The organism is Streptomyces sp. NPDC041122, from assembly GCF_055592445.1.
This window is the reverse complement of the sequence record NZ_JBVIYQ010000005.1, coordinates 517002-543375: the sequence shown is the minus strand read 5'-3', so window position 1 is coordinate 543375 and position 26374 is coordinate 517002. Positions and strand designations below refer to the sequence as shown.

Below are 26374 nucleotides of genomic sequence, written 5' to 3'. Positions count from 1 at the left end.
GGGCGGACGGGTGGGGCGGGCTGCCGGTGCCACGTGCACCACGGGTGGGTGGGGGTGGTGGGTGGGGAGGAGGCGGCTCGCTGCAGTGTGGCTTTCAGGTGGCCGCCGCCCCCCCGCGTCAGCGGGCCAGGCTCGCCGCCAGGCGGGCCGCCCTGCGGACCCGGGAGCCCGCCTTCGCTCCCGCCCTGCGGGCCAGCGGGCGTATCACGCGGGACGTCACGCCCACCGGGGTCCAGCGGAGCTGGAGGCGGCCCGAGGCGCGGCCCTCCGGTTCCACCGTGACCTCGTGCGGGAGCGCGCCGCCCCGGTAGTCCACCCGGGCCCGCATCGTGGGGAAGGTGAGGGGTGCCAACAGCAGCGCTGTGTTGCGGAGTTGGCCCGACGTCAGCTGGAGGACCGGGTGGCGCGTGCCCGCGAAGCCGTTCAGGGGGAGCTGCGCCGCCGCCAGGTCCAGGCGGACCGAGCCCTCGAAGACGCCGGGACGCACCGGGTCCAGACGGAACGGCGTCTTCATGCGGTGCCGCCCCGGTGCGATGAGGACCGTGGCCACCTGCGGGCCCACCGGCAGGCGCAGGCCCGGGTCGTACGTCCGTACCGTCAGGTCGACCGAGGCGCCCGGGCCCCGCTCCACGCGCGTGATCTCGTGACGGAACTGCGCGCTCGGGAACGGGCGCGAGTCCAGCCCCTGGTCGGTGAGGTCCAGTTCCGTGCGGGCCGCCGCCGACGCGGGGACCTCGGGGCCCCAGTACACGCGCCCCTCGGAGTCCACCGACGTCTCGCGGGGCGCGACCCCGTGCCCCAGGCCCCGCGCCGCCAGCTGAGCCTCGGCCAGGCGGCCGTCGCGGACCAGCCGGAGCACGACCCGCTCGGCGCGGGGCAGGCGCGCGTACGCGCCGGGGGCGAGCCCGGCCAGGTACGGGTTCACGGTCTCTGCGAAGCCGGTCATCCACTCCTCGTCGCGGAACGGCAGGTCACCCGCGTACATCCGGAAGTCGTGCTTGAGGAACTTGTAGTCCTTGGCCTCCCGCACGCCCCCGTGCCCGCTCGACGCCAGGAAGTCGTCGATCAGCCGTTGCACGTGGATGCGGTCGCGGACGTTCGTCAGCTTGTGGCGCTGGTTGGAGATCGACGCCGACTCCGCCGCCTCGTAGGGGGCTATGTACCAGCGGTAGACGGGATCCGGGATGATCGTGAAGGCCCGCGCCAGGCAGTACGCCTGGGCCGAGAAGAGCTGGTCCTCGTAGTGGATGCCCTCCGGGAAGCGCAGGTCGTTACGGTCGAGGAAGGCGCGCCGGTACATCTTGCTCGTCGACAAGTGCTCGAAGAACAGGGCCGGTTCCGCCTCGATGCCCTCCACCGTGCGGCGCTCGGCGACCAGGTGCGGCATCCAGGTGGAGGTGCGGCCCGTGTCGACACGGACCCGTTCCACCGCGCCCATCACGAAGTCCACCTCCCGCTCCCGGTGCGCCGCGAGCAGCAACTCCACCGCCCGCTCGGGCAGTTCGTCGTCGCTGTCCAGGAACATCAGGTACGGGGCGCGGGCCACGTCGATCGCGCGGTTGCGCGGCGCGCTGCAGCCGCCGCTGTTCTCCGGCAGGCGGAGGTAGCTGACGCGGTCGTCCTCCGCCGCCAACCGCCGGGCCACCTCGGGGGTGTCGTCCGTCGAGTGGTCGTCGCTGATGATGATCTCGATGTCGGCGTGCGTCTGGCGGCGCAGTGAGGCGACCGCGCGCGGCAGCCGCTCCGCGTCGTTGTAGACGATGACGGTCACGGTGACATCAGGAACCGTGACATCAGGGACGGTGGCATCAGGGAGAGTAGTCATCGCTTCGCCGCCTCCTCGGGCGTCGGTGCCGGGGTCCGCTCGTCGACCGGGATCACGGGCGGCAGGGAGTCCTCGCTCTCGCCGAGGAACACACGGCGCACGACGCGTTCGGCGGCGCGCCCGTCGTCGTACTCGCAGAAGCGCCGGCGGAACGTCTGCCGCGCCTTGGCCGCCGTGTCGTCGCGCCACGCGTCGGAGGTGAGCAGCTCCGTCAGCTCCTCCTGGGTGCGCGCCACCTTGCCCGGCGCCTGCTCCATCAGGTCGAAGTAGACGCCGCGCGTCTTCGCGTACGTCTCCCAGTCGTCGGCGTAGACGACGATCGGGCGGTCCAGGTTGGCGTAGTCGAACATGATCGACGAGTAGTCCGTGATCAGCGCGTCCGCCGCGAGCGACAGCTCCTCCACCGGGTCGTACGAGGACACGTCGATGACCCGTCCGCTGCGGCGCAGACCGGCCAGCGGTGACGCCGTACCGCCGTAGAAGTAGTGGCCGCGCACCAGCAGCACGGTGTCCTCGCCGAGCCGGTCGGCGAGGGTCGCCAGGTCCAGGCGCGGGGTCCAGGCCGCCTCGTAGTCGCGGTGGGTGGGCGCGTAGAGGATCGCCCGCTTGCCCGGCGCGATGCCGAGCCGCTCGCGGACCGCGCGGACGTCGGCGGCGCTCGCGCCGTAGAAGACGTCGTTGCGCGGGTAGCCGTAGTCCAGCGACGTGTAGTGCGAGGGGTAGGCGCGCTCCCACATCCGGGTGGAGTGGCCGTTCGCGGAGACGCTGTAGTCCCACTTGTCGACGCGGGCCAGCAGACTGTGGAAGTTGAGGCCCTTGGACGCCGCCGGGTAGTCCAGCTGGTCCAGACCCATGCGCTTGAGCGGCGTGCCGTGGTGGGTCTGGAGGTGGACGGCGTCGGGCCGCTTCACCACCGCGTTGGGGAAGTTGACGTTGTTGACCAAGTACTTGGCGCGCGCCAGCACCTCCCAGTAGCGGGGCGTGCCGGGCACGATGTGGTCGGTGCCGGGCGGCAGCAGCGGCACGTTGGCCGCCGAGACGACCCACACCGGGTGGATGTGCGGGGCGAGTTCGGCGAGCTTCGCCGCGATGGCCGCCGGGTTGCACGCCACCCCCCGGTCCCAGTACGCCGTGAAGACCGCGAGATCGGGGTCGACGGGACGCTCCAGGGCCCGGCGGTAGCGCAGGTCGCGCACCTTCACGCCCACCTTGTGCTTGCGCGAGACGAGAGCCGAACGCAGCTTGCGCCGCTGCTGGTTGGCCGTCTGGAAGGTGCGGTACTTGGTGTACGCGTCCTCTTCGAGGAGCCGGCGCCGCACGCCTTCCAGGCCGCCGGGGCGCTGATGGCCCTCCGGACGCCAGGCGACGGCAGCCTTCGACGCGCGGCGGAAGAACTCCCTGCGCACCGCGTCGGGCAGCTTCTCGCGGGCGACGACGCGCAGGCAGTCGCCGACCATCACGTCGTAGAGCGCGGCCCGCGGCGGCGCCGGCAGACCGCGGTCGGCGGCGAGCGCCAGCAGCGACGCGTAGCGGTCGATGACGCCGTACCGGTCCTCGGGGGCGCGCGGCGGCAGGCTCTCCGCGCGCAACTCCCGTACGTTCAGGGCGACCTGGTCGAGCGCGGCGAGCCGGTCGGCGAGGAGCAGCGCGGCGTACGCGGCGAACGTCTGGTCGTCGACGGCGAGCCGGCCGGCGTGCGCCCGCCAGAACTCCGCCCGCAGCACCCGGTTGCCGAGCAGCGGGGTGACCTTCAGCAGGTTCGGGCAGTCGGCGAGCGGCAGGTCGCGGCGGCCCTGCTTGGCCAGGTGCTTGCCGTCCGGACCCGGCATCCCCTGGTGCCGCCACGTGGAGCGGACGTGGTCGACGACGAGGACGTCCACGCCGTCCGGGAGCTCGGCCACCCGGTCGGCGACGGCGCGCGGCGCGCCGGTCGGCACGGTGTCCTTGCTCTGCACGAAGTGCAGCCACCGGCCGGCCGCCCGCTCGGCGCCCGCGGCGCGCGCCGCCCCGTCGCCGGTGCCCTCGGGCAGCGGGACGACGATGACGCCCTGCCGGCCGGCGGCGGCGTCCTGCGCGGCGGCCCCCACCGCGGCGACGATCACCTCGACGCCGGGCGAGGCCTGCGCGGCCAGGGCGTCCAGGCAGGCGCCCAGGTGGCCCTGGACGTTCCGGCCGTGGACGACGACGCTCAGCTCGGGTCCGGCGCCCGCGTCCGGCCCGGGTGCGGCGCTCTCACTCTGCTCGGGCACGGTGGCGCCCCCCTCTCGTGTGCTCATGCGGTGGCCGTCCCTCGGTGGGCGAGCATCCGGTCGACGACGCGGCGCGCGGCCCCGCCGTCGTCCAGGTCGCAGAACTCGGCACGGAACTCCTCGTACGCACGCGCGTACGGCTCGCTCGCCGTGTCGATGTCCCGCAGCGCGCGGATCAGGTCGTCGGAGGTCGGGACCAGCGGGCCCGGCGCGCGCTTCTCGAAGTCGAAGTAGAAGCCGCGCAGCCGGTCGCGGTAGTGCTCCAGGTCGTACGTGAAGAACAGCATCGGACGGCCGGTCACGGCGAAGTCGAACATCACCGAGGAGTAGTCGGTGACCAGGACGTCGGCGATCAGGAGCAGGTCCATGATGTCCGGGTAGCCCGCCACGTCCCACACGAAGCCGTCGCCGGCGCCCGGCACCGGCTCCACGATGTGCGCGTGCGGCCGGACCAGCAGGACGTGGTCCTCGCCCAGTTCGTGCCGCGCCTTCTCCAGGTCGACGCGCAGGTCGAGCAGGAAGCCGCCGCGGTGGCGCTGCTTGTCCTCGCGCCAGGTCGGCGCGTACAGCACGACCTTCTTGCCCTCGGGCAGGCCGAGCGTCCTGCGCACCTCCTCGGCGCGCTTGGCGCGGTCGGGGGCGAGCAGCACGTCGTTGCGGGGGTAGCCGGCCTCCAGGAGCTCGCCGTCGACGTCGCCGCCGAACCGGAAGGCGCTGCGCATGATCGGCGTGCTGAACCGGTTGGGGGAGAGCAGCATCGTCCACTGGTGGCGCTCGCGGTCCAGGTCCATCAGGTACTGGGTGCTCGCGAAGTGGTCGTTGTCGAAGTCGAAGCCGATGCGCTTGAGCGGGGTGCCGTGCCAGGTCTGGACGATCTGCTGGCCCTCGCGCCGCTCCAGCCAGCGCGGGAAGTGCGTGTTGCCGACGAGGTAGCGGGAGCGGGCCATCGCCTCGTAGTACTCGGGGCTGTGCACGCGGACCGCCCGCGCGGTGGCCGGCACGTCGCACTGGCCGTCCTTGACGACCCACAGGTGCTCGACGGGCAGGTTGCGGCGGACCATCTCCTCGTGGACGGCGCGCGGCGAGTCGCCGTACATGCGGCCGCCGAACACGTCGTACAGGACGGCCTCGCGCAGCGGCTCGTGCCGGGCGGCCGGGTAGGCCTCGGTGCGCAGCCGGGTCTGGCGGTAGCGGCTGCGCTCCTCGGGGCGCAGCTCGGAGTGGGCCATCAGGGCGAGCTGGTCGTACTGGCGGGCCTGCAGCTCGACGCGCTTGCCGTGCGCGGTCACCTCCAGGGGGAGGTCGGCGTGGGCCGGCGGGGCGAGCTGGACGGCGGTGCGGGAGCCGTCCGGCTTCTGGACGGAGGGCCACCAGAACCCCGCCCGCAGGGGTGTGGCGCCCGCGTGGGCGTGGGTGGGGGCGGGCACGAAGCGTGCCTCGAACCGGCCGTCCGACGCCGTCGCCGGGAAGGTGTACTCGTGCCCGGACCAGGTCTGGCGGAGCACGAGGGCGAGGTCGTGGCTGCCCTTGGCCGGGTAGCTGCCGGTGAGGGTGACGGTGCCGTCGGGATCCGCGCGGACGCGGTCGACGAGGGGCTGGACGGGCTGGTCGCAGAGCTGGAGGTAGCCGCCGGGGCTGCGCCGGGCGTAGACGGTGCGGGCGGTGTCCGCCTGTGCGAACTGGGCGCCGGAGAAGCCTTCGCGGTCGTCCAGGATCAGGGCCAAGCGGGTCGATTTGGTGGGCGCCTCGGTCTCGTCGCCCTGCACCGTGGGCTGTGCCCACCCGTGCCGCCCCGCGGCACGATTGCCCACAGCGGGAGCGGTTCCGGCGGTCCCGGTGTTCGTGGCGGGACCGGGCTCGACCACCTCCACCGACATGTCCCACCGCGCGATGGAGCGTTCCGCCTGGGTCGGGCGGAGGCGTTCGTGGTTCTCGCGGACCTCCGTCAGCGCCGCCGTGTCCACCTGGGCCGTGAACGGGATCCGGCCCTCCCGCGCGGCGCCGAGGTCCAGCGGGACCGTGCGGACCGTGCCGGACTCGCGGTGCCGCATACGCAGCCGGGGCTCACCCTCGGGGGCGGTGCGCAGGATGCCGCGTACGAGGAGCCGGGAGCCCTCCGCGCGGACCTCCAGGGCGCGGGCGTGCGCCGTCTCCACGCGGACGGCCAGCTCGCCGTCCTGGATCTGCGGCGCCACCCGGACGTCCTCGGTCACCCAGTGCGCGGGCGGCGTCTGGCCGGAGCCCGTGCCCGCGCCGTACAGCGGCCCGCGCCGGGGCGTGGAGCCGGTGCCGGCCACGGCGATCCGCACGTACCACAGGCCGTCGGCCCACTTCCCGCGGTGCCGCAGCCGCGCGGGGTTCAGCAGGGCGCCGAAGCCCGCCCAGTCCGCGTGCCGGAACTCCGCGCCGGAGGCCACCGTCGCCTCGGCGTCGAGGCGGCTGCGGGCGGGCACGACGACCCGGCGACGGCTGCCCTTCTCCTTCAGGATCAGCGTCTTCAGCGCCTTGCTCCGCGACTCGGCGCCGAGCTGGCGCGGGAACGCCCAGCCGGACAGCCACAGCTTGCCGTCGTGCCAGGCGGCCTCGTCGAGCCGGCTGCGCAGCCGCAGCTCCTGGTCGAGGCGCAGGACCGCGTCCGGAACCGGGTCGGTCGGGTCGAGGAAGGGGTAGTCGGCCTTCGGGTGCAGGGTGCCGGAGACGGGGATCGAGCCGGGGTGCTCCTTCTCGAACTCCAGCTGCCCGATCAGCTCCTCCAGGCGCCGGTGCACGGTCAGGTACAGCTTCAGCTTGTGCGGTACGTGCAGCGCGCGCACCGCGTCCTGGCCGATCTCGCGGACGAGCCGGCCCACGTGCTCCAGGAACGCCTCCTGGTAGGCGGCGTCCGAGCCGGGCAGCACCTTCCAGAAGAGGGGGATCTCCTCGGCGAGCGCGTTGTGGTCGTAGACCTTCAGGTGCTCCGCGTACATCGGGTCGCCGCCGACCCGGGCGAGCATGAACTCGCGGACCATCCGGATCGACCTCACGCGGTCGATCAGGCCCTGCGGGTTGGTGCGGTTCTGCGTGATGGAACGCTCGCCGATCTCGCGCTCGCGCCAGTTGTAGACCGGCTCGCTCAGTACATCGACGGAGTCGGCGAGGTAGTGCGCGGGGACGCTGACGGGCGCGTCCTCGTAGAGCATGGCCTCGGGGTACGCGAGAGCGTGCTTCTCCCAGAAGGAGCGGCGGTAGACCTTGTTCCACGCGGTGCGGTCGGTGAGCAGCGGCCGGAACTTCGACACGTGCGTCCGCAGCCGGTTCGCCGCGAAGGGCACCCGGTGCACCGGCGACTGGACGTGCCCGGCCGAGCGGAAGCGGGTCACGTTGCCCGCCGCGAAGTCCGAGCCCGTCCCGTCGAGCGTCTCGATCATCAGCGCGTACGCCGTGGCGGGCAGCGTGTCGTCGCTGTCCACGAACGCGAGGTACTCGCTGTGCGGCGACATCTCCCGCACGCCCGTGTTGCGCGCCGCGCCCAGCCCCTTGTTCTCCTGGGATATCAGCCGGAACCGCGGGTCGGCCGCCGCGAAGGCCTTCGCGAGGAGCGCGCTGCCGTCCGTCGACCCGTCGTCGACCATGAGCACTTCAAAGTCCGTGAACGTCTGGGCGGCCAGGGACTCCAGGCACTCGTCGAGGTAGAGCTCGACGTTGTAGACGGGGACGACAACACTCAGCCGTGGCTGCACGCGTACTCCTTCTGTTGCTAAACGCTCCCATAGTGTAAGGATCTGCGTATTGATGCGACAAAAGGGATAGGCCCGACGGCTCGGGGCACGGGACCGGGTTGCGCGGGTGGCGGCCCTAGCCCTTGCCGCCGCCCGTGAACCGCTCGTACTCCTTCAGCACGTCGTCCGTGGGGCCGTCCATCCGCAGCTCGCCGCGCTCCAGCCACAGCACGCGGTCGCAGGTGTCGCGGATCGACTTGTTGTTGTGGCTGACCAGGAAGACCGTTCCGGCGCTCTTGCGCAGCTCGCGGATGCGGGCCTCGGAGCGCTTCTGGAAGGAGCGGTCGCCGGTGGCCAGGGCCTCGTCGATGAGGAGCACGTCGTGGTCCTTGGCGGAGCCGATGGAGAAGCGCAGCCGGGCCGACATGCCCGAGGAGTACGTCCGCATGGGCAGCGTGATGAAGTCGCCCTTCTCGTTGATGCCGGAGAAGTCGACGATCTCCTGGTAGCGCTCCTGGATCTGCTCGCGGGACATGCCCATCGCCAGGCCGCCGAGGAGGACGTTGCGCTCGCCGGTGAGGTCGTTCATCAGGGCGGCGTTCACGCCGAGCAGGGAGGGCTGGCCGTCGGTGAAGATCCGGCCGCGCTCCACGGGGAGCAGTCCGGCGACCGCCTTCAGGAGCGTCGACTTGCCCGAGCCGTTGGTGCCGATGAGCCCGATGGCCTCGCCCTTGTGCGCGGTGAACGACACGTTCTTGACCGCGTGCACGGTACGCACCCCCGCCCGCGCCTCGGCCTTGCCGCGGCCCCCGATGATGCGGTTGAGGGCGGCGGTGGCGCTGCCGCGGCCCGCGCCGGTGCCGTGCACGCGGTAGACGATGTCGACCTGGTCGACGATGACGGTGGGGGCGGGGGTGCTCTCGTTCCCGGTCGCCGTCGCCCCGGTCGCCGTCCCGCTCACTTCTCGCGTCTCAGCCACGGCCGTACGTCTCCTCTGCCTTCCAGAAGTAGATGAACCCGCCGATCCCGGCGAGCAGCGCCCAGCCCAGCGCCCAGGCCCACACGTGGTGGGGCAGCTGGCCGCGCTGGAAGGTGTCGATCAGCGCGAACCGCATGAGGTCGATGTAGACGGCGGCCGGGTTGGCCTCCAGGACGAGCGTGACGGCGTGCGGCAGGTTCTGGTCCTTGAGGACCGCGCCGATGGACCACATCACCCCGGACACGTACATCCAGGTGCGCAGCACGAACGGCATCAGCTGCGCGATGTCCGGCGTCTTGCTGCCGAGCCGCGCCATGACGAGCGCCAGGCCGGTGTTGAAGGTGAACTGCAGCGCGAGGACCGGGACCACCAGGAGCCAGGACAGCGTGGGCGGGACGCCGAAGGCGAGCAGGATCACCAACAGCGCGCACATGGAGAAGAGCAGCTGCTGGAGCTGTTGCAGGCAGTACGAGATCGGCAGCGCGGCCCGCGGGAAGTGCAGGGCGCGGACCAGGCCGAGGCTGCCGGAGATCGCGCGGGTCCCCGCCATCACGGACTGCTGCGTGAAGGTGAAGATGAAGACGCCGGTGACCAGGAACGGGACGTAGTCCTGCACGTCGTGCTTGGTGTTCATCAGCACGCCGAAGATGAAGTAGTAGACCGCCGCGTTCAGGAGCGGCGTCATCACCTGCCAGACCTGACCGAGCTTGGCCTGGCTGTACTGGGCCGTCAGCTTGGCCGTGGCGAACGCGGTGATGAAGTGGCGGCGCTGCCACAGCTGCCGGACGTAGCCGGGCAGGGAGGGGCGGGCCCCGCTGACGGTCAGGCCGTACTGGGCGGCCAGCTCGGCGGGGGAGGGTGCGGGGGCGGGGCCGCCCTGGGCGGGGACGGTGGGGGTCGCCGGGGACGGCGGCGTGTCGAGGACCTGACTCACATCCGCTGCTTTCGCTCGGGGAGGCGGGGACGCGCACGGTGGGCGCGCGACGTCTGACGTCACAGTACGTCGGGACGGGCCCGTATCGTCGCAACGCCGAGCGTAGGGTGTCGATACGTCGGAACGCAACCGTATCGTCGTAACGCTTTATGATGGCCGCATGACGACGAGCAGGCCACAGGGTGAACAGCCGCGCCGCAGGGCTCCCGCCGGGGCCGCCGTGCTCCGCGAGGACAAGACCGAGGCCATCCGGGCGGCCGTCTTCGAAGAGCTCGCCGCCGTGGGCTACGCGCGGATGTCGATCGAGGGCATCGCGCGCCGCGCGGGCGTCGGCAAGACCGCGGTCTACCGCCGCTGGCGCTCCAAGCTCCACCTCGTGCTCGACCTGGTCTCGGCCATAGCGGTCCAGGGGCTGCCGGCCCCCGACACCGGCTCCCTGGAGGGCGACCTGCGTCTGCTCTACGAGGTGACGTCACGCGCCCTGCGCCACCCGGTCGCCTCCCAGGTCATCCCCGACCTCCAGGCGGAGGCCGCCCGCAACCCCGACATCGCGGAGGCGCTGCAGAAGGCGCTGCGCGAGGGGCAGCAGGGGGCGGCGAGCGGCATCGTGCGGGCGGCGGTGGAGCGCGGCGAGATGCGGGCGTCCGCGGACGAGGACCTGGCGCTGGACCTGGTCTCGGGCCCCCTGTACTGGCGGTCTGTGGTGGTGCGCGCGGAGCTGTCCAAGGGGTACGTGGGCAGGCTTGCCGCGGTTACGGCGGCGGGGTTGCGGGCGTTGTGAGGGGGCGGTGTCTTCGGTGGGGCGGGGCCTTTATCGGTGGCCGTTTGGGGCGGGGACTTCGGTGGGCCGGGGACGTTGACGGTGACAGGGGCCGCCCGGGTGTGTGCGGAGTGTGGCGGTTCCGGGCCGGCAGTAAAGGGCGCTCCGCTGCGCTACGCGTCGGCTTCGCCGATTCCGCTGCGCTCCACCCTTGACTCCCGTCCCTCCACCGCAGCGAAACGTCCGACCCGGCCGGCCAGGGGATGGCGGCGGACCTAGCCGGTCGGGTCATCACCTTTCGCGGCCGGGTGCGGACCGGCCCATCGTGAGCCAATGCCACGGTGCGTGCTCGGCCAGCCACGCGGCCCGGCTGGTCGGGTCATCGGCTCGCGCTGCCGGGTGCGGACCGGGCCATCGTGGGCCGACGTCCCGGTCGTCGCGGGGGCGGCTGCGCGGGCCGGGGTCTCGGCGTCGGGCACCTACTTTGGGAAAGTTGCGAATCGAGACGCTGCGCACCCCCTGCCATCACGCGAATGCGCCCCGGGGCGTGACCCCGCCCTCTGGCCTCAGTGGAGGGTTGGGGTTTGGTTCGCCATCCGCTTTCGCTGCCGGGTGCGGGGTGGTTCATCGTGGGCGGGTGTCAGGGGCGGAGTGCGGGGTGGGCCGGAGATGCGGCCGTCTGCTCTGGGGTCGGGCCACCTACTTTGGGAAAGTTGCGAAGCATTGCCCTGCGCGCCCCCCTTCCCGTGCCTTGTGCGCCGCCGGGCGGGTGGGGCGGTCGCAGGATCCCACCGCCTACGCGAGCCCAGCAGCCCCACTCAACTCCCTCGTCTCGCAGGCCTCATGCGCCATGAGATTCCGCCCGTCCCAGGATTCCCGTGTCCCGCAGAGGACCTGTCCGCCCCATCCCTCACGGCGGATTAGCTGGTTCCGGGGGCGCTTGGGTTGTGGCAGGGGGGCGCGCGGCTTCCTGATTCGCAACTTTCCCGAAGTAGGTGCCAGACCCCCTCGGCGGGCAGTCCATCGAAGGTGGCATCCGCCGACGATGAGCCGGTCCGCACCCGGCACCGCGAGCCGATGACCCGCCCAGACCGGCCGTGGGCCGAGCACGCACCGTGGCGTCGCCTCACGATGGGCCGGTCCGCACTCGGCGACGAAAGTGGATGGCCCGAGCGGCGTGGCCGGGCGGCTGGCCGAGCGCGCACCGAGGCGTCCGCCCACGATGGGCCGGACCGCACCCGGCGACGAAAGCCGATGACCCGACCGGCTAAGTCCGCCGCCATCCCCTGGCCGGCCGGGTCGGACATGTCACTGCGGTGGAGGGACGGGAGTCAAGGGTGGAGCGCAGCGGAATCGGCGAAGCCGACGCCCGAAGGGCGCCCTTTACTGCCGGCCCGGAGGCGCCACACTCCGCTCTCACCCGGGCGGCCCCGGTCACCGACAAAGGCGCCGGGCCACCGAAGACTCCCCCGGCCACCGGCAAAGGCGCCGCCCCACCGCAGGCACCCCCCGGGACGACGTATCAGTACGCCGCGCTTCCCCCGCCCCCACGCTCCCTCCGTACCGAAAAGACCACGAACCCCGCACCCAGGCCCAGGAACGCCGTCCCACCGATCACGTACGGCGTGGAGTCGAAGCCCCCGGTCTCCGCGAGGCGGCCCGAGGCCGCGGTGGTCCGGTGGTCCGGCGCGGCGGAAGTCGTGAAGCGGTCGTCGCGGGACTCGTGCGACGCCGACGCCGACGCCGACGCCGACGCCGATGTCGATGTCGACGCAGACGGGTCGGCCGGCGCCGTCGCGTTCGCGGAGGGGACGAAGCACAGGGCGCCGAGAAGGGCTCCCGCTGCGGCGGTGGTCAGCAGCGATCGACGTGCGGACACGGAATCGGATCCCCCTTGTGGAGCTGGCGAATTGGCCGTGTGGGGCGATGCTAATGAAAGGGGCGGGTCGCGGGAAAGTCGCGAGGGGAGAGGGCCGTACGCTCCGTCCCATGAGTGGAGACGAGACATCACGGTATGTGCGACTGCGGGTCGAAATGGTCGTCGCGGTGGATGACGCCGAGAAGCTGACCGGAGCCGCCCTCGGACACATCGCCGAGGACGAGCAGATGCCCGCCGAGGAGCGCGCGCACGCCGAGGCCGCCGTCCAGGAGGACGTCGCCGAGGCGCTCGCCTACCTCGTGGACCCCTTCGACCTGGTCAGCCAGGTCCCCGGGACCGAGCTCACACAGGCCTCGTGGAGCAGCGAAATGATCGACTACGACCCCGATTCGCCGGACTGGGAGACGGACGAGGATGATGACGACGAAGATGACGTGAACGAGGACGACGTGCTGTAGCCCGGATTGAAGAATCCGGAAACGGGAACCCCGGGCAGCAACCGCCGCCCGGGGTTCTGTCGTCCCACCGAGCACGATGGTCGACACGAGCCCGGTCCAGTACCGCGAACGTGGTGTTCCCCACATTCGTCGCGGTAGTGGAACGGGACGAACCGGGCAGGACGTTATGCGGGCGGGGAAACGGGGACTCTCGGGGGTTGGTCCTGGGGATTCGGCAACTATGGAGATGCGTGTGATGACGGACAGTAGGCGTCGTGGTTTCGGGCGCCGGCGCAAGAGCGTCGCGGCCGTGTCCGCCCTCGTGGGCGGTGTGCTCGTGCTCTCGGCGTGCAGCGGTGACGACGGCGACAAGGCTTCGGGCGGCAAGGAGTCGCAGAACCAGGTCGACGAGGCGGCCGCCAAGAAGTCCTCAGTCGCCCAGATCAAGATCGCGCCGAAGAACGGCTCCGACAACGCGAGCATCAACAGTGCGGCCAAGGTCACCGTCAGCGACGGCACCCTCACGGACGTGACGATGAAGCCGGCCGACGGCGGCGCCGCCGTGCAGGGGCAGATAGCCGCGGACAAGAAGAGCTGGAAGCCGAGCGGCCAGCTCGAGCGCGCCACCAAGTACAAGATCTCGGTCACCGCCCAGGACTCCGAGGGCCGCAAGGCGCACGAGAACTCGGCATTCACGACGGTCTCGAAGGCCAACAGCTTCATCGCGAACTTCACGCCGGAGAACGGCTCCACCGTCGGCGTCGGTATGCCCGTGTCGCTCAACTTCGACAAGGGGATCACCAACAAGAAGGACGTCCAGTCCGCGATCAAGGTGTCGTCCACCAGCGGCCAGGAGGTCGTCGGTCACTGGTTCGGGAACAACCGCCTGGACTTCCGCCCCGAGCAGTACTGGAAGGGCAACTCCACCGTCACGCTGAAGCTGAACCTCGACGGCGTCGAGGGCGCCGACGGCGTGACCGGCGTGCAGCAGAAGACCGTGCAGTTCAAGATCGGGCGCAACCAGGTCTCCGTCGTCGACGCCAAGACGAAGCAGATGAAGGTGATGCGGGACGGCAAGGTCGTCAAGACCATTCCGATCTCCGCGGGCTCGCCCGAGAACAAGACGTACAACGGCAAGATGGTGATCTCCGAGAAGTTCAAGGAGACCCGCATGGACGGCGCCACCGTCGGCTTCAAGGACGGTGACGGCAAGGGCGAGTACGACATCAAGGACGTGCCGCACGCCATGCGCCTGTCGAACTCCGGCACCTTCATCCACGGCAACTACTGGGGCTCGCCGTCCATCTTCGGCGGCGCCAACACCAGCCACGGCTGCATCGGCCTGCAGGACGCCAAGGGTGCGGGCGACAAGAGCACGCCGGGTTCCTGGTTCTACGAGAACTCCATCACCGGTGACGTCGTCGACGTACGCAACACCGGCGACAAGGTCGTCGCCCCGGACAACGGCCTCAACGGCTGGAACATGGACTGGGCGCAGTGGAAGGCCGGCTCCGCCGTCTGACCCACCGCCGCGGCCGTGGCAACGGTCGGCCGTGTACGACGGTCGGTCGCGTACGACGGTCGCACGACGAAGGCCCGCACCCGGAAATGTCCGGATGCGGGCCTTCGCCTGTGACGGAGCGATGAATTCTGGCCGCCTCAACTCCGTACTTCTGTATCACTGTTGAGCAGGTGTTCGCCCCTCGGCATACTTCGACATCCGAGGGGCGCGAGCCCCTTTACCTCCAGGGGGAGACTTGCACAGACAAGTGAAGAGAGCGTGCGGGGTCGGTACGGCCGCGGCGGTCGCCGTGGCCCTCGCGGCGGGCATGACCAGCCCCGCGGCCGCGGACCCCGCCACCGGTCCGGCCATCGCGGCGGGGGGCACGGCCAGCGGGGGCGTCGGCACGACCCACGTCACCCTGATCACCGGCGACCGGGCCGTCGTCGACGCCAAGGGCCGGGTGATCGGGCTGGACCGCGCCGCGGGGCGGGAGCACATCCCCGTCCAGGTGCGGCGCAGCGCCGGGCACACACTCCTGATACCCGCGGACGCCCGGCGGCTGATAGCCGACGGCAAGGTGGACCAACGCCTGTTCGACATCACCGAGTTGAACACCAGGCGCAACCGCGCGGCCCAGCGGAAGGGCCTGCGCGTCATCGTCGGCTACAAGGGTGCCGCGAGCGGCGCCAAGGCCGAGGTGCGCGCGGCCGGTGACACCACGGTGCGCCGGAGCCTGACCTCGCTGAACGCCGACGCCGTCACCACGCCGAAGCGCGACGCGGCCGACCTGTGGGCCGCGCTCACCAGCGGCAAGGACGGGGCCCGCACGGCCGCGTCCGGCATCGGCCACGTGTGGCTCGACGGCGTCCGCAAGGCGAGCCTCGACAAGAGCGTCAAGCAGATCGGTGCCGACAAGGCCTGGGCCGCCGGGTACGACGGCAAGGGCGTCAAGATCGCCGTCCTCGACACCGGTGTCGACACCACCCACCCGGACCTCAAGGACCAGGTGGTGGCCGAGAAGAACTTCTCGCAGTCGGCCGACGTCAAGGACCACTACGGCCACGGCACCCACGTCGCGTCCATCGCGGCCGGTACGGGAGCCAAGTCCGGCGGCAAGTTCAAGGGCGTCGCACCCGGCGCCAAGCTGCTCAACGGCAAGGTCCTCGGCGACGACGGCTACGGCGAGGACTCCGGCATCATCGCCGCCATGGACTGGGCGGCGGCCGAGGGCGCCGACGTCGTCAACCTCAGCCTCGGCGGCCCCGACAGTCCCGGCGTCGACCCGCTCGAGGCCCAGGTCGACAAGCTCTCCGCGGAGAAGGGCATCCTCTTCGCGATCGCCGCGGGCAACGACGGCGAGCCCGGCACGATCGGCTCGCCCGGCAGCGCGGACGCCGCCCTCACCGTCGGCGCGGTCGACGACGACGACAAGCTGGCGGACTTCTCCAGCCAGGGCCCGCGGATCGGCGACGGTGCGATCAAGCCCGACGTCACCGCGCCCGGCGTGGACATCACGGCCGCCGCGGCGCCGGGCAGCGTCATCGAGAAGGAGGTCGGCCAGAACCCCGAGGGCTATCTGACGATCTCCGGTACGTCGATGGCGACCCCGCACGTCGCGGGCGCCGCCGCCCTGCTCAAGCAGCAGCACCCCGACTGGAAGCAGGCCGAGCTCAAGGGCGCCCTCACCGGCTCCACCAAGCCCGGCGCGTACACGCCGTTCCAGCAGGGGTCCGGCCGTATCGCCGTCGACCGGGCCATCGAGCAGACCGTCGTCGCCGACCCGGTGTCGGTGAGCTTCGGCACGCAGCAGTGGCCGCACGCCGACGACAAGCCGGTCACCGAGAAGGTCACCTACCGCAACCTCGGCAAGGACGAGGTCACCCTCGACCTGACGGTGTCCGCAACCGACCCGAAGGGCCGCCCGGCCCCGGCCGGCTTCTTCACCCTCGGCGCGAAGAAGGTCACCGTCCCCGCCGGCGGCACTGCCTCCGTCGACCTGACGGCGGACACCAAGCTGGGCGGCACCGTCGACGGCGCGTACTCCGCGTACGTCGTCGCGGCCGGCGCCCGCCAGAGCGTGCGCACCGCCGTCGCGGTCGACCGCGAGGTGGAGTCGTACGACCTCACCCTGAAGTACCTCGGGCGTGACGGGCAGCCGACGAAGAACTTCGACGTCTCCCTGCTCGGTCTCACCGGCGGGGCCAAGGGCGTCGACCTGTCGCCCTACGACGCCTCCGGAACCGTCAAGGTGCGGGTTCCCAAGGGCGGTTACGTCCTGAACTCCAACATCGTGGCCGACCCGGCGGACTTCTCCAAGGGCGTCGACTGGCTGGCCCAGCCGAAGCTCGACATCACCAAGGACACGACGGTGACGGTCGACGCGCGGACCGCGAAGCCGGTCGACATCACCGTGCCGGACACCGGTGTCACGGGTGTGCTGGCCGCGCCCGAGTACACGGTCGGGACCGCGGACTTCAACGCCGGCTTCGGCTGGCTCCTGGACGAGTACAAGAACTTCCGCACCGGCTCGGTCGGCGCCGCCCCGAGCGGGGTCACGATCGACGAGCAGTGGTCGGCCGTCTGGACCAAGGGGGACAACACCGAGTACAACACCCTCGCCGGCGGCCCGGTGAAGCAGTTCTCCACCGGCTACACCAAGCACTACAAGGCGAGCGAGCTGGCCACCGTCAAGGCCGGACTCGGCGCCTCCGTGCGCGGCAAGACGGGTTCGCTGCGTGCGTACGGCGAGCTGCCGACCTCCGACAGCGGCTGGTCCGTGGGCGTCCGGACGAAGCTGCCCACCACCCGCACGCTCCTCGTGTCCACCGGGGACAAGGTGAAGTGGGGCCTGGACTTCGAGCAGAACGGTCCGGCCGACGAGGACGGCTTCCCGACGACCGAGGTGGGCTACTCGCTGGGTACCCCGCAGACGTTCAGCGCGGGCAAGAGCTACGAGAAGACGTTCAACACGGCCGTCTTCGGCCCGCGCATCGGCGGCGTGTACGGCGTCTTCCGGGACGCCGACGAGATCTCCGGGTACCTCCCGCTGTACGCGGACGGCAAGACGCACGCCGGCTACTCGCTGTACTCGTCGGTGAAGACCACGCTGTACCGCAACGGCACCAAGGTCGCCGAGAACGACGATCCGCTGGTCGGCGAGAAGCCGTTCAAGGTGCCCTCGGGCGACGCGGCGTACAAGCTGACGACATCGGTGAAGCGCAGCGTCAAGATCGGCGCGGCCACCACGCGCGTCGACGCGAGCTTCTCGTTCCGCTCCAAGAAGGCGGACCACGCGAAGCTGCCGGTCTCCACGGCGCGGTTCAGCCCGGCGGTCGACCTGTGGAGCAGGGCGAAGGCGGGCGAGAAGCAGTCGGTGCCGGTGACGGTCCTCGGCTCGGCGGCGGGCGCCAACCTCAAGTCCTTGGCCGTGTACGTCTCCTACGACTACGGCCAGACCTGGAAGAAGGCCACGGTCACCGGTGGCAAGATCTCCGTGAAGAACCCCGCGAAGGACAAGGGGATCTCGTTCCACGCCAAGATCGCGGACAAGAAGGGCAACAAGTCGACGCTGTCGGTCTACAACGCGTACTACGGCAAGTGAGTCCGCCGCACTGACGTCCCGTCAGTGAGGTGAACGGGCGCGGCGCCGACGGAGCAGACGACCGTCGGCGCCGCGTCGCGTCGAAACGCGGAGGCGGGACGGGCCCCGCCGTCGCTACTGTGCCCCCATGACGAAGATCCCCCCGACCGCGCACGAGGACCTGCCCAAGGCCGAGTTCGCCTTCCCGGGCCCCCTGCGCGACCGGCTGGTGGCCGCCATTCTCGACGGGTCCAAGACCTCGACGACGGGACTGCTCGCGGGCTACGAACGCGACGGAGAACCGCTGCCCGTCGTGGGGGCGCGCTCCGTCCTCGTCGACTCCGACGACCGGCCGGTGGGCGTCATCGAGATCACCGGCGTCCGCGTCGCACCGCTCGCCGAGGTGGACCTCGCGCACGCCATGGACGAGGGCGAGGGCTACACGTCCGTCGCCCAGTGGCGCACGGGACATGAGAGCTTCTGGCACAGCGAGGCGATGCGCGCCGCCCTCGACGACCCCGGCTTCACCGTGGACGACACGACCGAACTCGTCCTGGAGCGCTTCCGGCTGGTGAGCGGCGCTCAGGCGCCGCTGCCGTAGGGCCGGGTGAGGATCTCCAGGTTGTGGCCGTCGGGGTCCTCCCAGTAGACGCCGCGACCGCCGTCGTTGGTGTTGATCTCGTCGGGCCGTTTGTGGTGCGGGTCGGCCCAGTGGGCGAGGCCCCGGCTCCTGATGCGGCCGAAGATCGCGTCGAAGTCGTCCTCGGAGACGAGGAAGGCGTAGTGCTGCGGCGAGCGCGGGGCGCCGTCCCCGTCGTAGAAGTCCAGGGTCACGCCGTTGGGGATCTCCACCGGGACGAAGGGCCCGTACCGCGGGCCCACCTCCAGCCCCAGGATGTCCGCGAGGAAGCGGGCGGACGCTTGCTTGTCCGAGGCGGCGACGATGGTGTGGTTCAGCTCGATCGACATGATGTGACCTCCTGCTGTCCGTCAGCTGTCCGTCTGCGGTCCGTCGCTGACGGGGACAACGGTAGGTCCGGGTGCCCGGTCGCCGTATCGGTCGGGGGAACGAAACGGTGCGCCATGAGGCCTAGGCCCCATGACGCACCGGATTCAGGCCACGTCCCTGACGCGGGCCACGCCCCTCACGAGGGCCGGACCGCTCAGATCGTCGCCGTGTCGATCACGAAGCGGTACCGCACGTCGCTGGCGAGCACCCGCTCGTACGCCTCGTTGATCTGGTCGGCGCGGATCAGCTCGATCTCCGAGCCGAGACCGTGCTCGGCGCAGAAGTCCAGCATCTCCTGCGTCTCCTGGATGCCGCCGATCATCGACCCGGCGAGGGTCTTGCCGCCACCGATCACCGAGAAGAGGTTGAGCGAGACCGGCTCCTCCGGGGCGCCGACGTTCACGAAGGCGCCCTCCGAGCGCAGCAGGCCCAGGTACTTGTCCAGCGGCAGCGGCGCCGAGACCGTCGACAGGATCATGTCGAAGGAGCCCGCGAGCTGCTCAAACGTGGCCTCGTCGCTGGTCGCGTAATAGTGCTCGGCGCCGAGCCGCAGCCCGTCGTCCTTCTTGCGCAGCGACTGCGAAAGGACGGTCACCTCGGCGCCCATGGCGTGCGCGATCTTGACGGCCATGTGGCCGAGACCGCCGAGACCCACCACGGCGACCTTCTTGCCGGGGCCCGCGTTCCAGCGGTGCAGCGGGGAGTACGTGGTGATGCCGGCGCACAGCAGCGGCGCGGCCACGTCCAGCGAGATCCCCTCGGGGATGCGGACGGTGAACGCCTCGTCCACGACGATGTGCGTGGAGTAACCGCCGTAGGTCGGCTCGCCGTCCTTGCCGAGGCCGTTGTACGTCGGGACGTTGCCCTTGACGCAGTACTGCTCCAGGCCCGCCTTGCAGTTCTCGCACTCGCGGCAGGAGTCGACCATGCAGCCGACGCCCACGCGGTCACCGACGGTGAACTTGGTGACGCCGGGACCGACCTCGGTGACGACACCGGCGATCTCGTGGCCGGGCACCATCGGGTAGATGCCTTCGCCCCAGCCGTCGCGGGCCTGGTGGATGTCCGAGTGGCAGATCCCGGCGTACTTGATGTCGATCAGGACGTCGTGCTCGCCGACGGCGCGGCGCGGCACGGTGGTCCGCTCCAGGGGCGCCTCGGGGGCGGGAGCGGCGTAGGCGGAAACGGTGGTGATCTGCTCAGTCATGCCTCCGAGGCTGCCACTGACCTGCGGTGTCACCCAGGCCTCCACGCTGCCTACGACCACTGTGCCTACCACTGGCAAGGTCAGGCTCCCGGTCGTACGACCCCTGGCTGCCGGGTCCCGACCCTGGATACTGGAGTTCATGGACGACAACCCCACGGCCCCGGCGGGCCGCCCGCTGGACGGCAGGGCCGAGCTGAGCGAGTTCCTGCGCACCCGCAGGGCGCGGCTGCAGCCGCAGGACGTCGGCCTGCCGGACTTCGGGCGGCACCGCAGGGTGCCGGGCCTGCGCCGCGAGGAGCTCGCGCAGCTCGCCGGCGTCTCCGTGGCGTACTACACCCGGCTCGAACAGGGCAACGGCCGCAACGTCTCGGCCGAGGTCCTGGACGCCATCGCGCGCGCCCTGCGCCTCACCGACGCCGAGCACGCCCATCTGACGCACCTCGCGAAGCCGAAGGCGCACAAGAAGAAGAAGGCGGTGCGCCCGCAGCACATGCGGCCCGCGCTGCAGCAGCTCCTGGACTCCGTCACGGGCGTGCCCGCGTACGTGGTGGGCCGCCGCACCGACATCCTCGGCTGGAACGCGATGGCCGCGGCGCTCTTCGGCGACTGGGGCGAGCTGTCGCCGAAGGAGCGCAACTGGGCGCGCATCTGCTTCCTCGACCCGCGCTCGCGCGAGCTCTTCACCGACTGGGAGCAGAAGGCGTCCGACATCGTCAGCTACCTCCGCATGGACGCGGGCTGCTACCCCAACGACCCCGGGCTCTCCTCGCTGGTCGGCGAACTCTCCGTGAAGAGCGAGGAGTTCCGGGGGCTGTGGGCCACGCACGACGTCCGCGAGAAGGGCCACGGCGTCAAGCAGATGCGGCACCCCCTGGTGGGCGAGCTGACGCTCTCGTACGAGACGCTGCGGCTGCCGGACGACGGCGACCAGCAGATGGTGATGTACCACGCGGAGCCGGACTCGGCGTCGGCGCAGGGCCTGAGGCTGCTGGCCAGCTGGGGACGCGACGCGTCGTCGGTGGGCACGGCGGCGAAGTAGCCGGGACCCGGCGGCGGGCCGGGATTTCGCGGGTGGCGGAACGCCGCGTGCTGCCCCGGTGGCGGTCCCGCTCCTAGGCTGAGGGAGTGAGCAGCCACGAGGTACGACAGCCGCAGAACGCGCCGAAGCGTCAGCCGAATCCGTACGGGGCGCGTGTCGTCCCCCTGCGCCCCGCGGGTGAGGCGGCGAAGGAGGCCGGGGAGGCCAAGGAGCCCCTCTGGCGGGACGTCGTCGGCGATGTCCTGCGCCGCGAACGCCTGGCCCAGGAACGCACCCTCAAGGACGTGGCGGACGCCGCCCGGATCTCCATGCCCTACCTCTCCGAGCTGGAGCGGGGCCGCAAGGAGGCCTCGTCCGAGGTCCTCGCGGCCGCCGCCCGCGCGCTCGGTCTGGGCCTGCCCGACCTGCTGTCGCTGGCCCAGACGCGGCTGGCCGGCCTTCCCCGCGTGAGGCCGGCCAGGGCGTCGTACCAGGCCGAGGTCCGCCTGGCGGCCTGACTCCGGGCTCAGGCGGCGACCGGCATGGCCCGCCTGCTGAGCACCTGGTCGGCGAGCCCGTACGCCACCGCCTCCTGCGCCGTGAAGACCTTGTCGCGGTCCATGTCGGCGCGCAGGGTCGCCACGTCGTGGTGCGTGTGGTGGGCCAGGACCTCCTCGACCTGCGAGCGGATCCGCAGCATCTCCTTGGCCTGGAGGCTGAGGTCGGACACGGTGCCCTGCTGCCCCCGGCTCGCGGGCTGGCCGAGCAGCACGCGCGCGTGGTCGAGGACGAACCGCCGCCCCGGGTCGCCGCCGGCGAGCAGCACGGCGGCCGTGGAGGCGGCCTGGCCGACGCAGAACGTCGAGATCGGCGCGCTGATGAAGCTCATGGTGTCGTAGATCGCCATGAGTGAAGTGAAGGAGCCCCCGGGCGAGTTGATGTAGACGGCGACCTCGCGCTCCGGGGCGGACGACTCCAGGTGGAGCAGTTGCGCGATGACGACGTTGGCGACGCCGTCGTCGATCTCCGTGCCGAGGAAGATGATGCGCTCGGAGAGCAGCCGGCTGTAGATGTCGTACGCGCGCTCGCCCTGCGGAGTGCGCTCGACGACGGTGGGAATGGTGTACTGACTCATCGTGTGCTGATTCATCGCTGACAGCCCCTCAGATCCCGAGCCCGATACGGCGCTTCGACCCCGCGGGCCGCACGTCCTCCATGGCGGCGACGACGTGGTCGACCATCCCGTACTCCTTGGCCTGCTCGGCGGTGAACCAGCGGTCGCGGTCGCCGTCCCGCGAGATCGTCTCCTCGCTCTGGCCGGTGTGCTCGGCGGTGATCCGCTCGATGGCCCGCTTGGTGAACTCCAGGTTCTCCGCCTGGATGGCGATGTCCGCGGTGGTGCCGCCGATGCCCGCCGACGGCTGGTGCATCATGATCCGCGCGTTGGGCAGCGCGAACCGCTTGCCGGGGGTGCCCACGCTCAGCAGGAACTGCCCCATGCTCGCGGCGAATCCCATGGCGAGGGTGGACACGTCGTTGGGGATGAGCCGCATCGTGTCGTAGATGGCGAGCCCGGCGGTGACGGAGCCGCCGGGGCTGTTGATGTACAGACTGATGTCGGTCTTCGCGTCCTCCGCCGACAGCAGCAGCATCTGCGCGCAGACGCGGTTGGCCGACACCTCGTCGACCTGTGTCCCGAGGAACACGATCCGCTGGTTGAGCAACTGTGCGGCCAGATGGTCGTCGAACCGCGACGGAGCGGTCTCCCCGTCCTCGGCCCGCGGCCGCGCCGCCGCGTTCCAGCCGCTGTCGAGTCCTGTCATGGCGCCTCCCTGAAGTCCTGGCGGCGGCTCTCAACGCCGCGCCACGACTTCACTGTTGACCCGGAGGGAGCCCGATGACAGGGATCTCTGCCCTCGGCAGATTCGCCGACGGCAGAGGCGCCGGGAGCCGGCCGTCAGGGGCCGGCGGGGTCCGGCGCGGCCGGGGGCGGTGGCGGCGGCGGGAGGTGCAGGCCGTGGTGGACGATGGCGTCGGCCAGGGTGACGAGATCCGTCTGGCGGGTGTGGGCGTGGGCGCGCAGGAGGGCCAGCGCCTGGGCGGCGGTGAGCGAGTGGCGGTAGCTGATCACGCCGGTGGCCTGGTGGACGACGGCGTCGGCCGGCAGGAGCCAGGCGTCCGCGGCCTCGTCCGCGCCGGGGGCGGGCACGGTCAGGAGGATGAGTTCGGCCGCGTGCAGATGGGTGCGGGCCGTCACCAGATCCGCCTCCGGCAGCTCGCCGCGCCGGTCGCGGTAGAGGGACAGGACGAGCCCCGGCCGAGGGCTCGTAGAGCTGGAGTGGGCGACGGGGAACGCGAAGACCGACCGGATGCCGTACGCGCGGCCCTGCTCGGCGTAGACGGGCCAGCCCTTGGTGGTGTCGGGGTCGTCGAGATCGGGGACGAGCACCGTCCGCAGAGCGCTGAGCGCCTCGACGCACGGCCCTTCCCCCAGATTGATCTGCAGGGCCTCGCCCCGGCCCGCCAGCGGGCCGACGGCGGCCAGGGAGACGCGCTGGGCCAGCGCGGCGTCCGTCGCCAGGGTCAGGCCGACCGAACAGGCCAGGCTCAGCCCGGCCCGGCAGGAACGCACCAGGCTGTCCGACGGATCGGGACGCTCCACGTGCAGGGCGGCCAGCTCGACGGCTGCCGCCCGCGCGGTGGTCACGGGAGACGGACGGACGGGACGGGCGACGAACGGGTGCCCAGGGAGGTACGCATGACCATGCTTCCGATCTTTGGCACTCACCGCCGATGCTGCCCATGATCGGAAGCCAATGTCAGGGTTACCGTACGAGACGAAACCGGCTGTGGGGGCGCGGGCAGCCTGTATGTCCACCGTACGCTCCCGCGGGGCCCGGCGTACCCCATGCCCGCGAGGAGTCCGCGCCCGTGGCGGGTTCGTGCCCCATGACGCGTCCGCGCCCCGCGAAGCGCCGCTACGGCCCTCATGGGGACCGCTCACCGGCATAGACTGGGCGGGCCGGATCCCGAATGAGTTCCGTCAGGCAGGGGGTGGCGAGACGTGGTCGACGGTGACCTTGCCGCCGTACTGCAGAGTCTGCGTCCGGCCCCCGGCAGCGGAGGCCTGGTCGGCGCGGACGCGGAGCGCTGCGCGCGTGCCCTGGGGGTCGACGGGGTGGCCGTGTCCGTGATGTTCGGCGGCGTGCTCACCGAACTGCTGTGGGCCACGCCGGGAACCAGCACCCAGCTGGAAGACCTTCAGTACACCCTGGGCCAGGGACCGGGTCCGGAGGTCGCCGCCTCCGGTCGGCCCCTCTCCGTCCCCGATCTGTCGCGCGAACCGTCGGGCCGGTGGCCCGCGCTGCTGCCCGAGGCCCTCGATCTGGGCATCGGGGCGGTGTTCTGTTTCCCGCTGCGTGTCGGCGGCGCCTGCCTTGGTGCCATGACCCTGCAGCGTGCGGAGCCAGGCGGACTGGGGGAGACGGCGCTGACCGAGGCCTGGATCGTGACGCACGCGCTGACCGCCGCACTCGTCGAGGACGGGGAGTCGTGGGAGGCCTTCGCGGACGCGGAGGACAGTTCGAACTTCTACCGGGCCGCCGTGCACCAGGCCGCCGGGATGATCAGCGTGCAGGCGGGGGTGTCCCTGGCCGAGGCGCTGGTCAGGCTGCGGGCGCACGCCTTCCGCCAGGGGCTGCCGCTGGCCGAGGTCGCCGAGGACGTGGTGGCCCGCCGGGTGCACTTTCGCGAAGACGACGAAGACGAGCCGGGCGCGCGTGGCCGGCGGAGGGACTGAGGGCCATGACACGAGAAGAACGCCTGCTGGCAGCCGTCATCGACGCGGTCGACACGCTCGTCGACGACTTCGACCTGATCGACTTCCTGCACACCCTGTGCGACCGCAGCGTCGAGCTGCTCGACGTGTCCGCCGTGGGCGTCATGCTGGAGGACCCGGGGGGAACCCTGCAGCTGATCGCCGCCTCGGACGAGCACGCCCGCCTGCTGGAGCTCTTCGCTCTCCAGCACGAACAAGGGCCGTGCGTGGAGTGCCGCAGGAGCGGCCGGGCCCGGCTGAACATCGATCTCTGCTCGCCCGTGCAGACCGCCCCCTTCCCGGTCTTCGCGAGCCGGGCCCGTGACGCCGGTTTCCGCGTCACGCACGCCCTGCCGATGCGGCTGCGCGAGGACGTCATCGGCGCGATGAACCTCTTCGACACCCGTACGCAGGATCTGTCGGCGACCGACGCGCGGGTCGCGCAGTCGCTCGCGGACGTGGCGACCATCGCCATCCTGCAGCACCGCACCATCGCCCACGCCAACCAGCAGCGCGCCCAGATGCACGCGGCCCTGACCAGCCGCATCGTCATCGAGCAGGCGAAGGGCATCCTCGCCGAGCGCTGGGGCGTCGGCGTCGACGAGGCGTTCGACGCGCTGCGCCGCTACGCCCGGTCCCGTCAGCTCGGCCTGTCCCTGCTGTGCCGTCAGCTCATCGACGGACAGCTGGACACGGAGGTCATCCGGCATCCCTGACGGCCCCCTCGTGCCGAGGCACCCCGATCGTCGAGAGGCACTCGATGGACGACGTCGACCACGCCGCCGCGTGGCACCGGATCAACGCCGAAGGCAGCGTCTCCCTCGCCGCGGCCGCCCGGGCCTGCGCGGGCGACCTGGAGGTCGACTGCCTCGGCGTGAGCCTGGTCGTCGCCGGTGAACTGCGTCTCCTCGGCCACGCCAGCGACGAGCGTGCCCGCCGTCTGGAGGACGCCCAGCTCACCACCGGAGAGGGCCCCTGCACCGACGCGTACGTAGGACGCACCCTGATCGAAGTGGCGGACCTGCATCAGGCGTTCGGCCGATGGCCCGCGTACACCCAGGCCGCCGCCGGACAGCAGGTGCGCTCCGTGACGGCCGTGCCGCTGGCCGTCGGCCACCTCTGTCTCGGTGCCATGGATTTCTACCGGATCGAGCCCGGCCTCCTCCGCGCCCCGCAGAAGGCCCGCGGCCGGGCCTACGCCCGCATCCTCGCGCTGCTCGCCCTCGACGAGCATCCCCACCTGCTGACGGGCGCGCACCGACCCACCCGGCCGGGACCGCAGGGCTACCCGCCCAGCGTCCACATGGCCGCCGGTGTGCTCGCCGAGAAGTACCGGCTGGCCCCGGACGACGCCCTGGCCCGCATGCGGGCCCACGCCTTCCGGCACGACCAGCCGCTCCACCAGACCGCGGAACACGTCCTGACCCACCACACCCTGGACTGACACCCGCCGGACCCCGCGACCGCGCGAGGACGGC

21 protein-coding genes are annotated in these 26374 nt (G+C 71.5%); 10 read left to right on the top strand and 11 right to left on the bottom strand.

The genetic code is table 11. The features are described from left to right. Positions 1-118 precede the first annotated feature (118 nt). From ACZ6B8_RS21270 to ACZ6B8_RS21250, 5 genes are all read right to left on the bottom strand, one after another. Positions 119-1825, bottom strand: coding sequence for a glycosyltransferase family 2 protein (locus ACZ6B8_RS21270; protein ID WP_471608164.1), 1707 nt, complete (start codon positions 1823-1825; stop codon positions 119-121). Next, a complete protein-coding gene (locus tag ACZ6B8_RS21265; RefSeq protein WP_471608163.1) occupies positions 1822-4101 on the bottom strand; it encodes a CDP-glycerol glycerophosphotransferase family protein in 2280 nt (759 codons plus the stop codon). Before ACZ6B8_RS21265 ends, ACZ6B8_RS21270 begins: the two co-directional genes overlap by 4 nt. Continuing rightward, complete coding sequence (locus tag ACZ6B8_RS21260; RefSeq protein WP_471608162.1) at positions 4098-7793, bottom strand: bifunctional glycosyltransferase/CDP-glycerol:glycerophosphate glycerophosphotransferase; 3696 nt, start codon at positions 7791-7793, stop codon at positions 4098-4100. The genes ACZ6B8_RS21265 and ACZ6B8_RS21260 overlap by 4 nt, the downstream gene beginning before the upstream one ends. 115 nt (positions 7794-7908) lie before the next feature. After that, positions 7909-8733, bottom strand: a complete 825-nt coding sequence (locus tag ACZ6B8_RS21255) for an ABC transporter ATP-binding protein (RefSeq protein WP_471608189.1) — start codon at positions 8731-8733, stop codon at positions 7909-7911. A 10-nt stretch (positions 8734-8743) separates the two neighbouring features. Continuing rightward, positions 8744-9685 (bottom strand): ABC transporter permease, encoded by a 942-nt coding sequence (locus ACZ6B8_RS21250; protein ID WP_471608161.1) that lies wholly within the window; start codon positions 9683-9685, stop codon positions 8744-8746. Positions 9686-9845: 160 nt separating this feature from the next. Here ACZ6B8_RS21250 and ACZ6B8_RS21245 point away from each other — a divergent pair, with 160 nt between their 5' ends. Further along, entirely contained in the window at positions 9846-10466 is a 621-nt protein-coding gene (locus tag ACZ6B8_RS21245) for a TetR/AcrR family transcriptional regulator (protein WP_471078617.1), read from the top strand. 1501 nt (positions 10467-11967) lie between these two features. Here ACZ6B8_RS21245 and ACZ6B8_RS21240 read toward each other — a convergent pair. Next, a complete protein-coding gene (locus ACZ6B8_RS21240) occupies positions 11968-12324 on the bottom strand; it encodes an LAETG motif-containing sortase-dependent surface protein (RefSeq protein ID WP_471608160.1) in 357 nt (118 codons plus the stop codon). A gap of 110 nt (positions 12325-12434) precedes the next feature. Here ACZ6B8_RS21240 and ACZ6B8_RS21235 point away from each other — a divergent pair, with 110 nt between their 5' ends. The 4 genes from ACZ6B8_RS21235 (at position 12435) to ACZ6B8_RS21220 (ending at position 18446) form a co-directional block, all read left to right on the top strand. Then, positions 12435-12782, top strand: a complete 348-nt coding sequence (locus ACZ6B8_RS21235) for a hypothetical protein (RefSeq protein ID WP_471078623.1) — start codon at positions 12435-12437, stop codon at positions 12780-12782. Positions 12783-13017: 235 nt separating this feature from the next. Beyond that, the gene (locus ACZ6B8_RS21230) at positions 13018-14283 is read left to right on the top strand and encodes a L,D-transpeptidase (protein ID WP_471078626.1); all 1266 of its coding nucleotides are present in this window, start codon (positions 13018-13020) and stop codon (positions 14281-14283) included. A 235-nt stretch (positions 14284-14518) separates the two neighbouring features. Continuing rightward, positions 14519-17866 (top strand): S8 family peptidase, encoded by a 3348-nt coding sequence (locus ACZ6B8_RS21225; RefSeq protein WP_471608159.1) that lies wholly within the window; start codon positions 14519-14521, stop codon positions 17864-17866. Between the two features lie 127 nt (positions 17867-17993). Next, a complete protein-coding gene (locus ACZ6B8_RS21220; RefSeq protein ID WP_471078632.1) occupies positions 17994-18446 on the top strand; it encodes an ASCH domain-containing protein in 453 nt (150 codons plus the stop codon). On the opposite strand, the gene ACZ6B8_RS21215 is transcribed toward ACZ6B8_RS21220, so the two are convergent. After that, the gene (locus tag ACZ6B8_RS21215) at positions 18428-18814 is read right to left on the bottom strand and encodes a VOC family protein (protein ID WP_471078635.1); all 387 of its coding nucleotides are present in this window, start codon (positions 18812-18814) and stop codon (positions 18428-18430) included. The genes ACZ6B8_RS21220 and ACZ6B8_RS21215 overlap by 19 nt on opposite strands. Positions 18815-19008: 194 nt before the next feature. Then, on the bottom strand, positions 19009-20061 hold the full coding sequence (locus ACZ6B8_RS21210) for an NAD(P)-dependent alcohol dehydrogenase (protein WP_471078638.1): 1053 nt from the start codon (positions 20059-20061) through the stop codon (positions 19009-19011). A gap of 139 nt (positions 20062-20200) precedes the next feature. Between ACZ6B8_RS21210 and ACZ6B8_RS21205 the strand changes: the two genes are divergently transcribed. Then, complete coding sequence (locus ACZ6B8_RS21205; protein WP_471078641.1) at positions 20201-21100, top strand: helix-turn-helix domain-containing protein; 900 nt, start codon at positions 20201-20203, stop codon at positions 21098-21100. Between the two features lie 86 nt (positions 21101-21186). After that, the gene (locus tag ACZ6B8_RS21200) at positions 21187-21597 is read left to right on the top strand and encodes a helix-turn-helix domain-containing protein (RefSeq protein WP_471608158.1); all 411 of its coding nucleotides are present in this window, start codon (positions 21187-21189) and stop codon (positions 21595-21597) included. 8 nt (positions 21598-21605) lie between these two features. Here ACZ6B8_RS21200 and ACZ6B8_RS21195 read toward each other — a convergent pair whose 3' ends face one another. The 3 genes from ACZ6B8_RS21195 to ACZ6B8_RS21185 all read right to left on the bottom strand — a co-directional run bounded on the left by ACZ6B8_RS21195 (position 21606) and on the right by ACZ6B8_RS21185 (position 23786). Then, on the bottom strand, positions 21606-22214 hold the full coding sequence (locus ACZ6B8_RS21195; RefSeq protein WP_471079880.1) for a ClpP family protease: 609 nt from the start codon (positions 22212-22214) through the stop codon (positions 21606-21608). A 28-nt stretch (positions 22215-22242) separates the two neighbouring features. After that, entirely contained in the window at positions 22243-22902 is a 660-nt protein-coding gene (locus ACZ6B8_RS21190; protein ID WP_471608157.1) for an ATP-dependent Clp protease proteolytic subunit, read from the bottom strand. Positions 22903-23036: 134 nt separating this feature from the next. Further along, positions 23037-23786 (bottom strand): ANTAR domain-containing protein, encoded by a 750-nt coding sequence (locus ACZ6B8_RS21185; RefSeq protein ID WP_471078652.1) that lies wholly within the window; start codon positions 23784-23786, stop codon positions 23037-23039. Between the two features lie 357 nt (positions 23787-24143). Between ACZ6B8_RS21185 and ACZ6B8_RS21180 the strand changes: the two genes are divergently transcribed. Genes ACZ6B8_RS21180 through ACZ6B8_RS21170 form a run of 3 tightly spaced genes read left to right on the top strand, consistent with a single transcriptional unit; the run spans position 24144 to position 26340 of the window. Beyond that, entirely contained in the window at positions 24144-24878 is a 735-nt protein-coding gene (locus ACZ6B8_RS21180; protein ID WP_471078655.1) for a GAF and ANTAR domain-containing protein, read from the top strand. 5 nt (positions 24879-24883) lie between these two features. Further along, a complete protein-coding gene (locus ACZ6B8_RS21175; protein ID WP_471078658.1) occupies positions 24884-25612 on the top strand; it encodes an ANTAR domain-containing protein in 729 nt (242 codons plus the stop codon). A 44-nt stretch (positions 25613-25656) separates the two neighbouring features. Beyond that, positions 25657-26340 carry an ANTAR domain-containing protein gene (locus ACZ6B8_RS21170; protein ID WP_471608156.1) on the top strand — a complete coding sequence of 228 codons (684 nt, stop codon included), beginning with the start codon at positions 25657-25659 and terminating at the stop codon, positions 26338-26340. The last annotated feature ends 34 nt before the right edge of the window (positions 26341-26374 follow it).

Bases quoted from the DNA above. Each gene is read 5' to 3' on its own strand.
- ACZ6B8_RS21270 (WP_471608164.1), bottom strand. From the start codon at position 1,825: ATGACTACTCTCCCTGATGCCACCGTCCCTGATGTCACGGTTCCTGAT.
- ACZ6B8_RS21265 (WP_471608163.1), bottom strand. From the start codon at position 4,101: ATGAGCACACGAGAGGGGGGCGCCACCGTGCCCGAGCAGAGTGAGAGC.
- ACZ6B8_RS21245 (WP_471078617.1), top strand. From the start codon at position 9,846: ATGACGACGAGCAGGCCACAGGGTGAACAGCCGCGCCGCAGGGCTCCC.
- ACZ6B8_RS21235 (WP_471078623.1), top strand. From the start codon at position 12,435: ATGAGTGGAGACGAGACATCACGGTATGTGCGACTGCGGGTCGAAATG.
- ACZ6B8_RS21230 (WP_471078626.1), top strand. From the start codon at position 13,018: ATGACGGACAGTAGGCGTCGTGGTTTCGGGCGCCGGCGCAAGAGCGTC.
- ACZ6B8_RS21220 (WP_471078632.1), top strand. From the start codon at position 17,994: ATGACGAAGATCCCCCCGACCGCGCACGAGGACCTGCCCAAGGCCGAG.
- ACZ6B8_RS21215 (WP_471078635.1), bottom strand. From the start codon at position 18,814: ATGTCGATCGAGCTGAACCACACCATCGTCGCCGCCTCGGACAAGCAA.
- ACZ6B8_RS21210 (WP_471078638.1), bottom strand. From the start codon at position 20,061: ATGACTGAGCAGATCACCACCGTTTCCGCCTACGCCGCTCCCGCCCCC.
- ACZ6B8_RS21205 (WP_471078641.1), top strand. From the start codon at position 20,201: ATGGACGACAACCCCACGGCCCCGGCGGGCCGCCCGCTGGACGGCAGG.
- ACZ6B8_RS21195 (WP_471079880.1), bottom strand. From the start codon at position 22,214: ATGAGTCAGTACACCATTCCCACCGTCGTCGAGCGCACTCCGCAGGGC.
- ACZ6B8_RS21190 (WP_471608157.1), bottom strand. From the start codon at position 22,902: ATGACAGGACTCGACAGCGGCTGGAACGCGGCGGCGCGGCCGCGGGCC.
- ACZ6B8_RS21175 (WP_471078658.1), top strand. From the start codon at position 24,884: ATGACACGAGAAGAACGCCTGCTGGCAGCCGTCATCGACGCGGTCGAC.
- ACZ6B8_RS21170 (WP_471608156.1), top strand. From the start codon at position 25,657: ATGGACGACGTCGACCACGCCGCCGCGTGGCACCGGATCAACGCCGAA.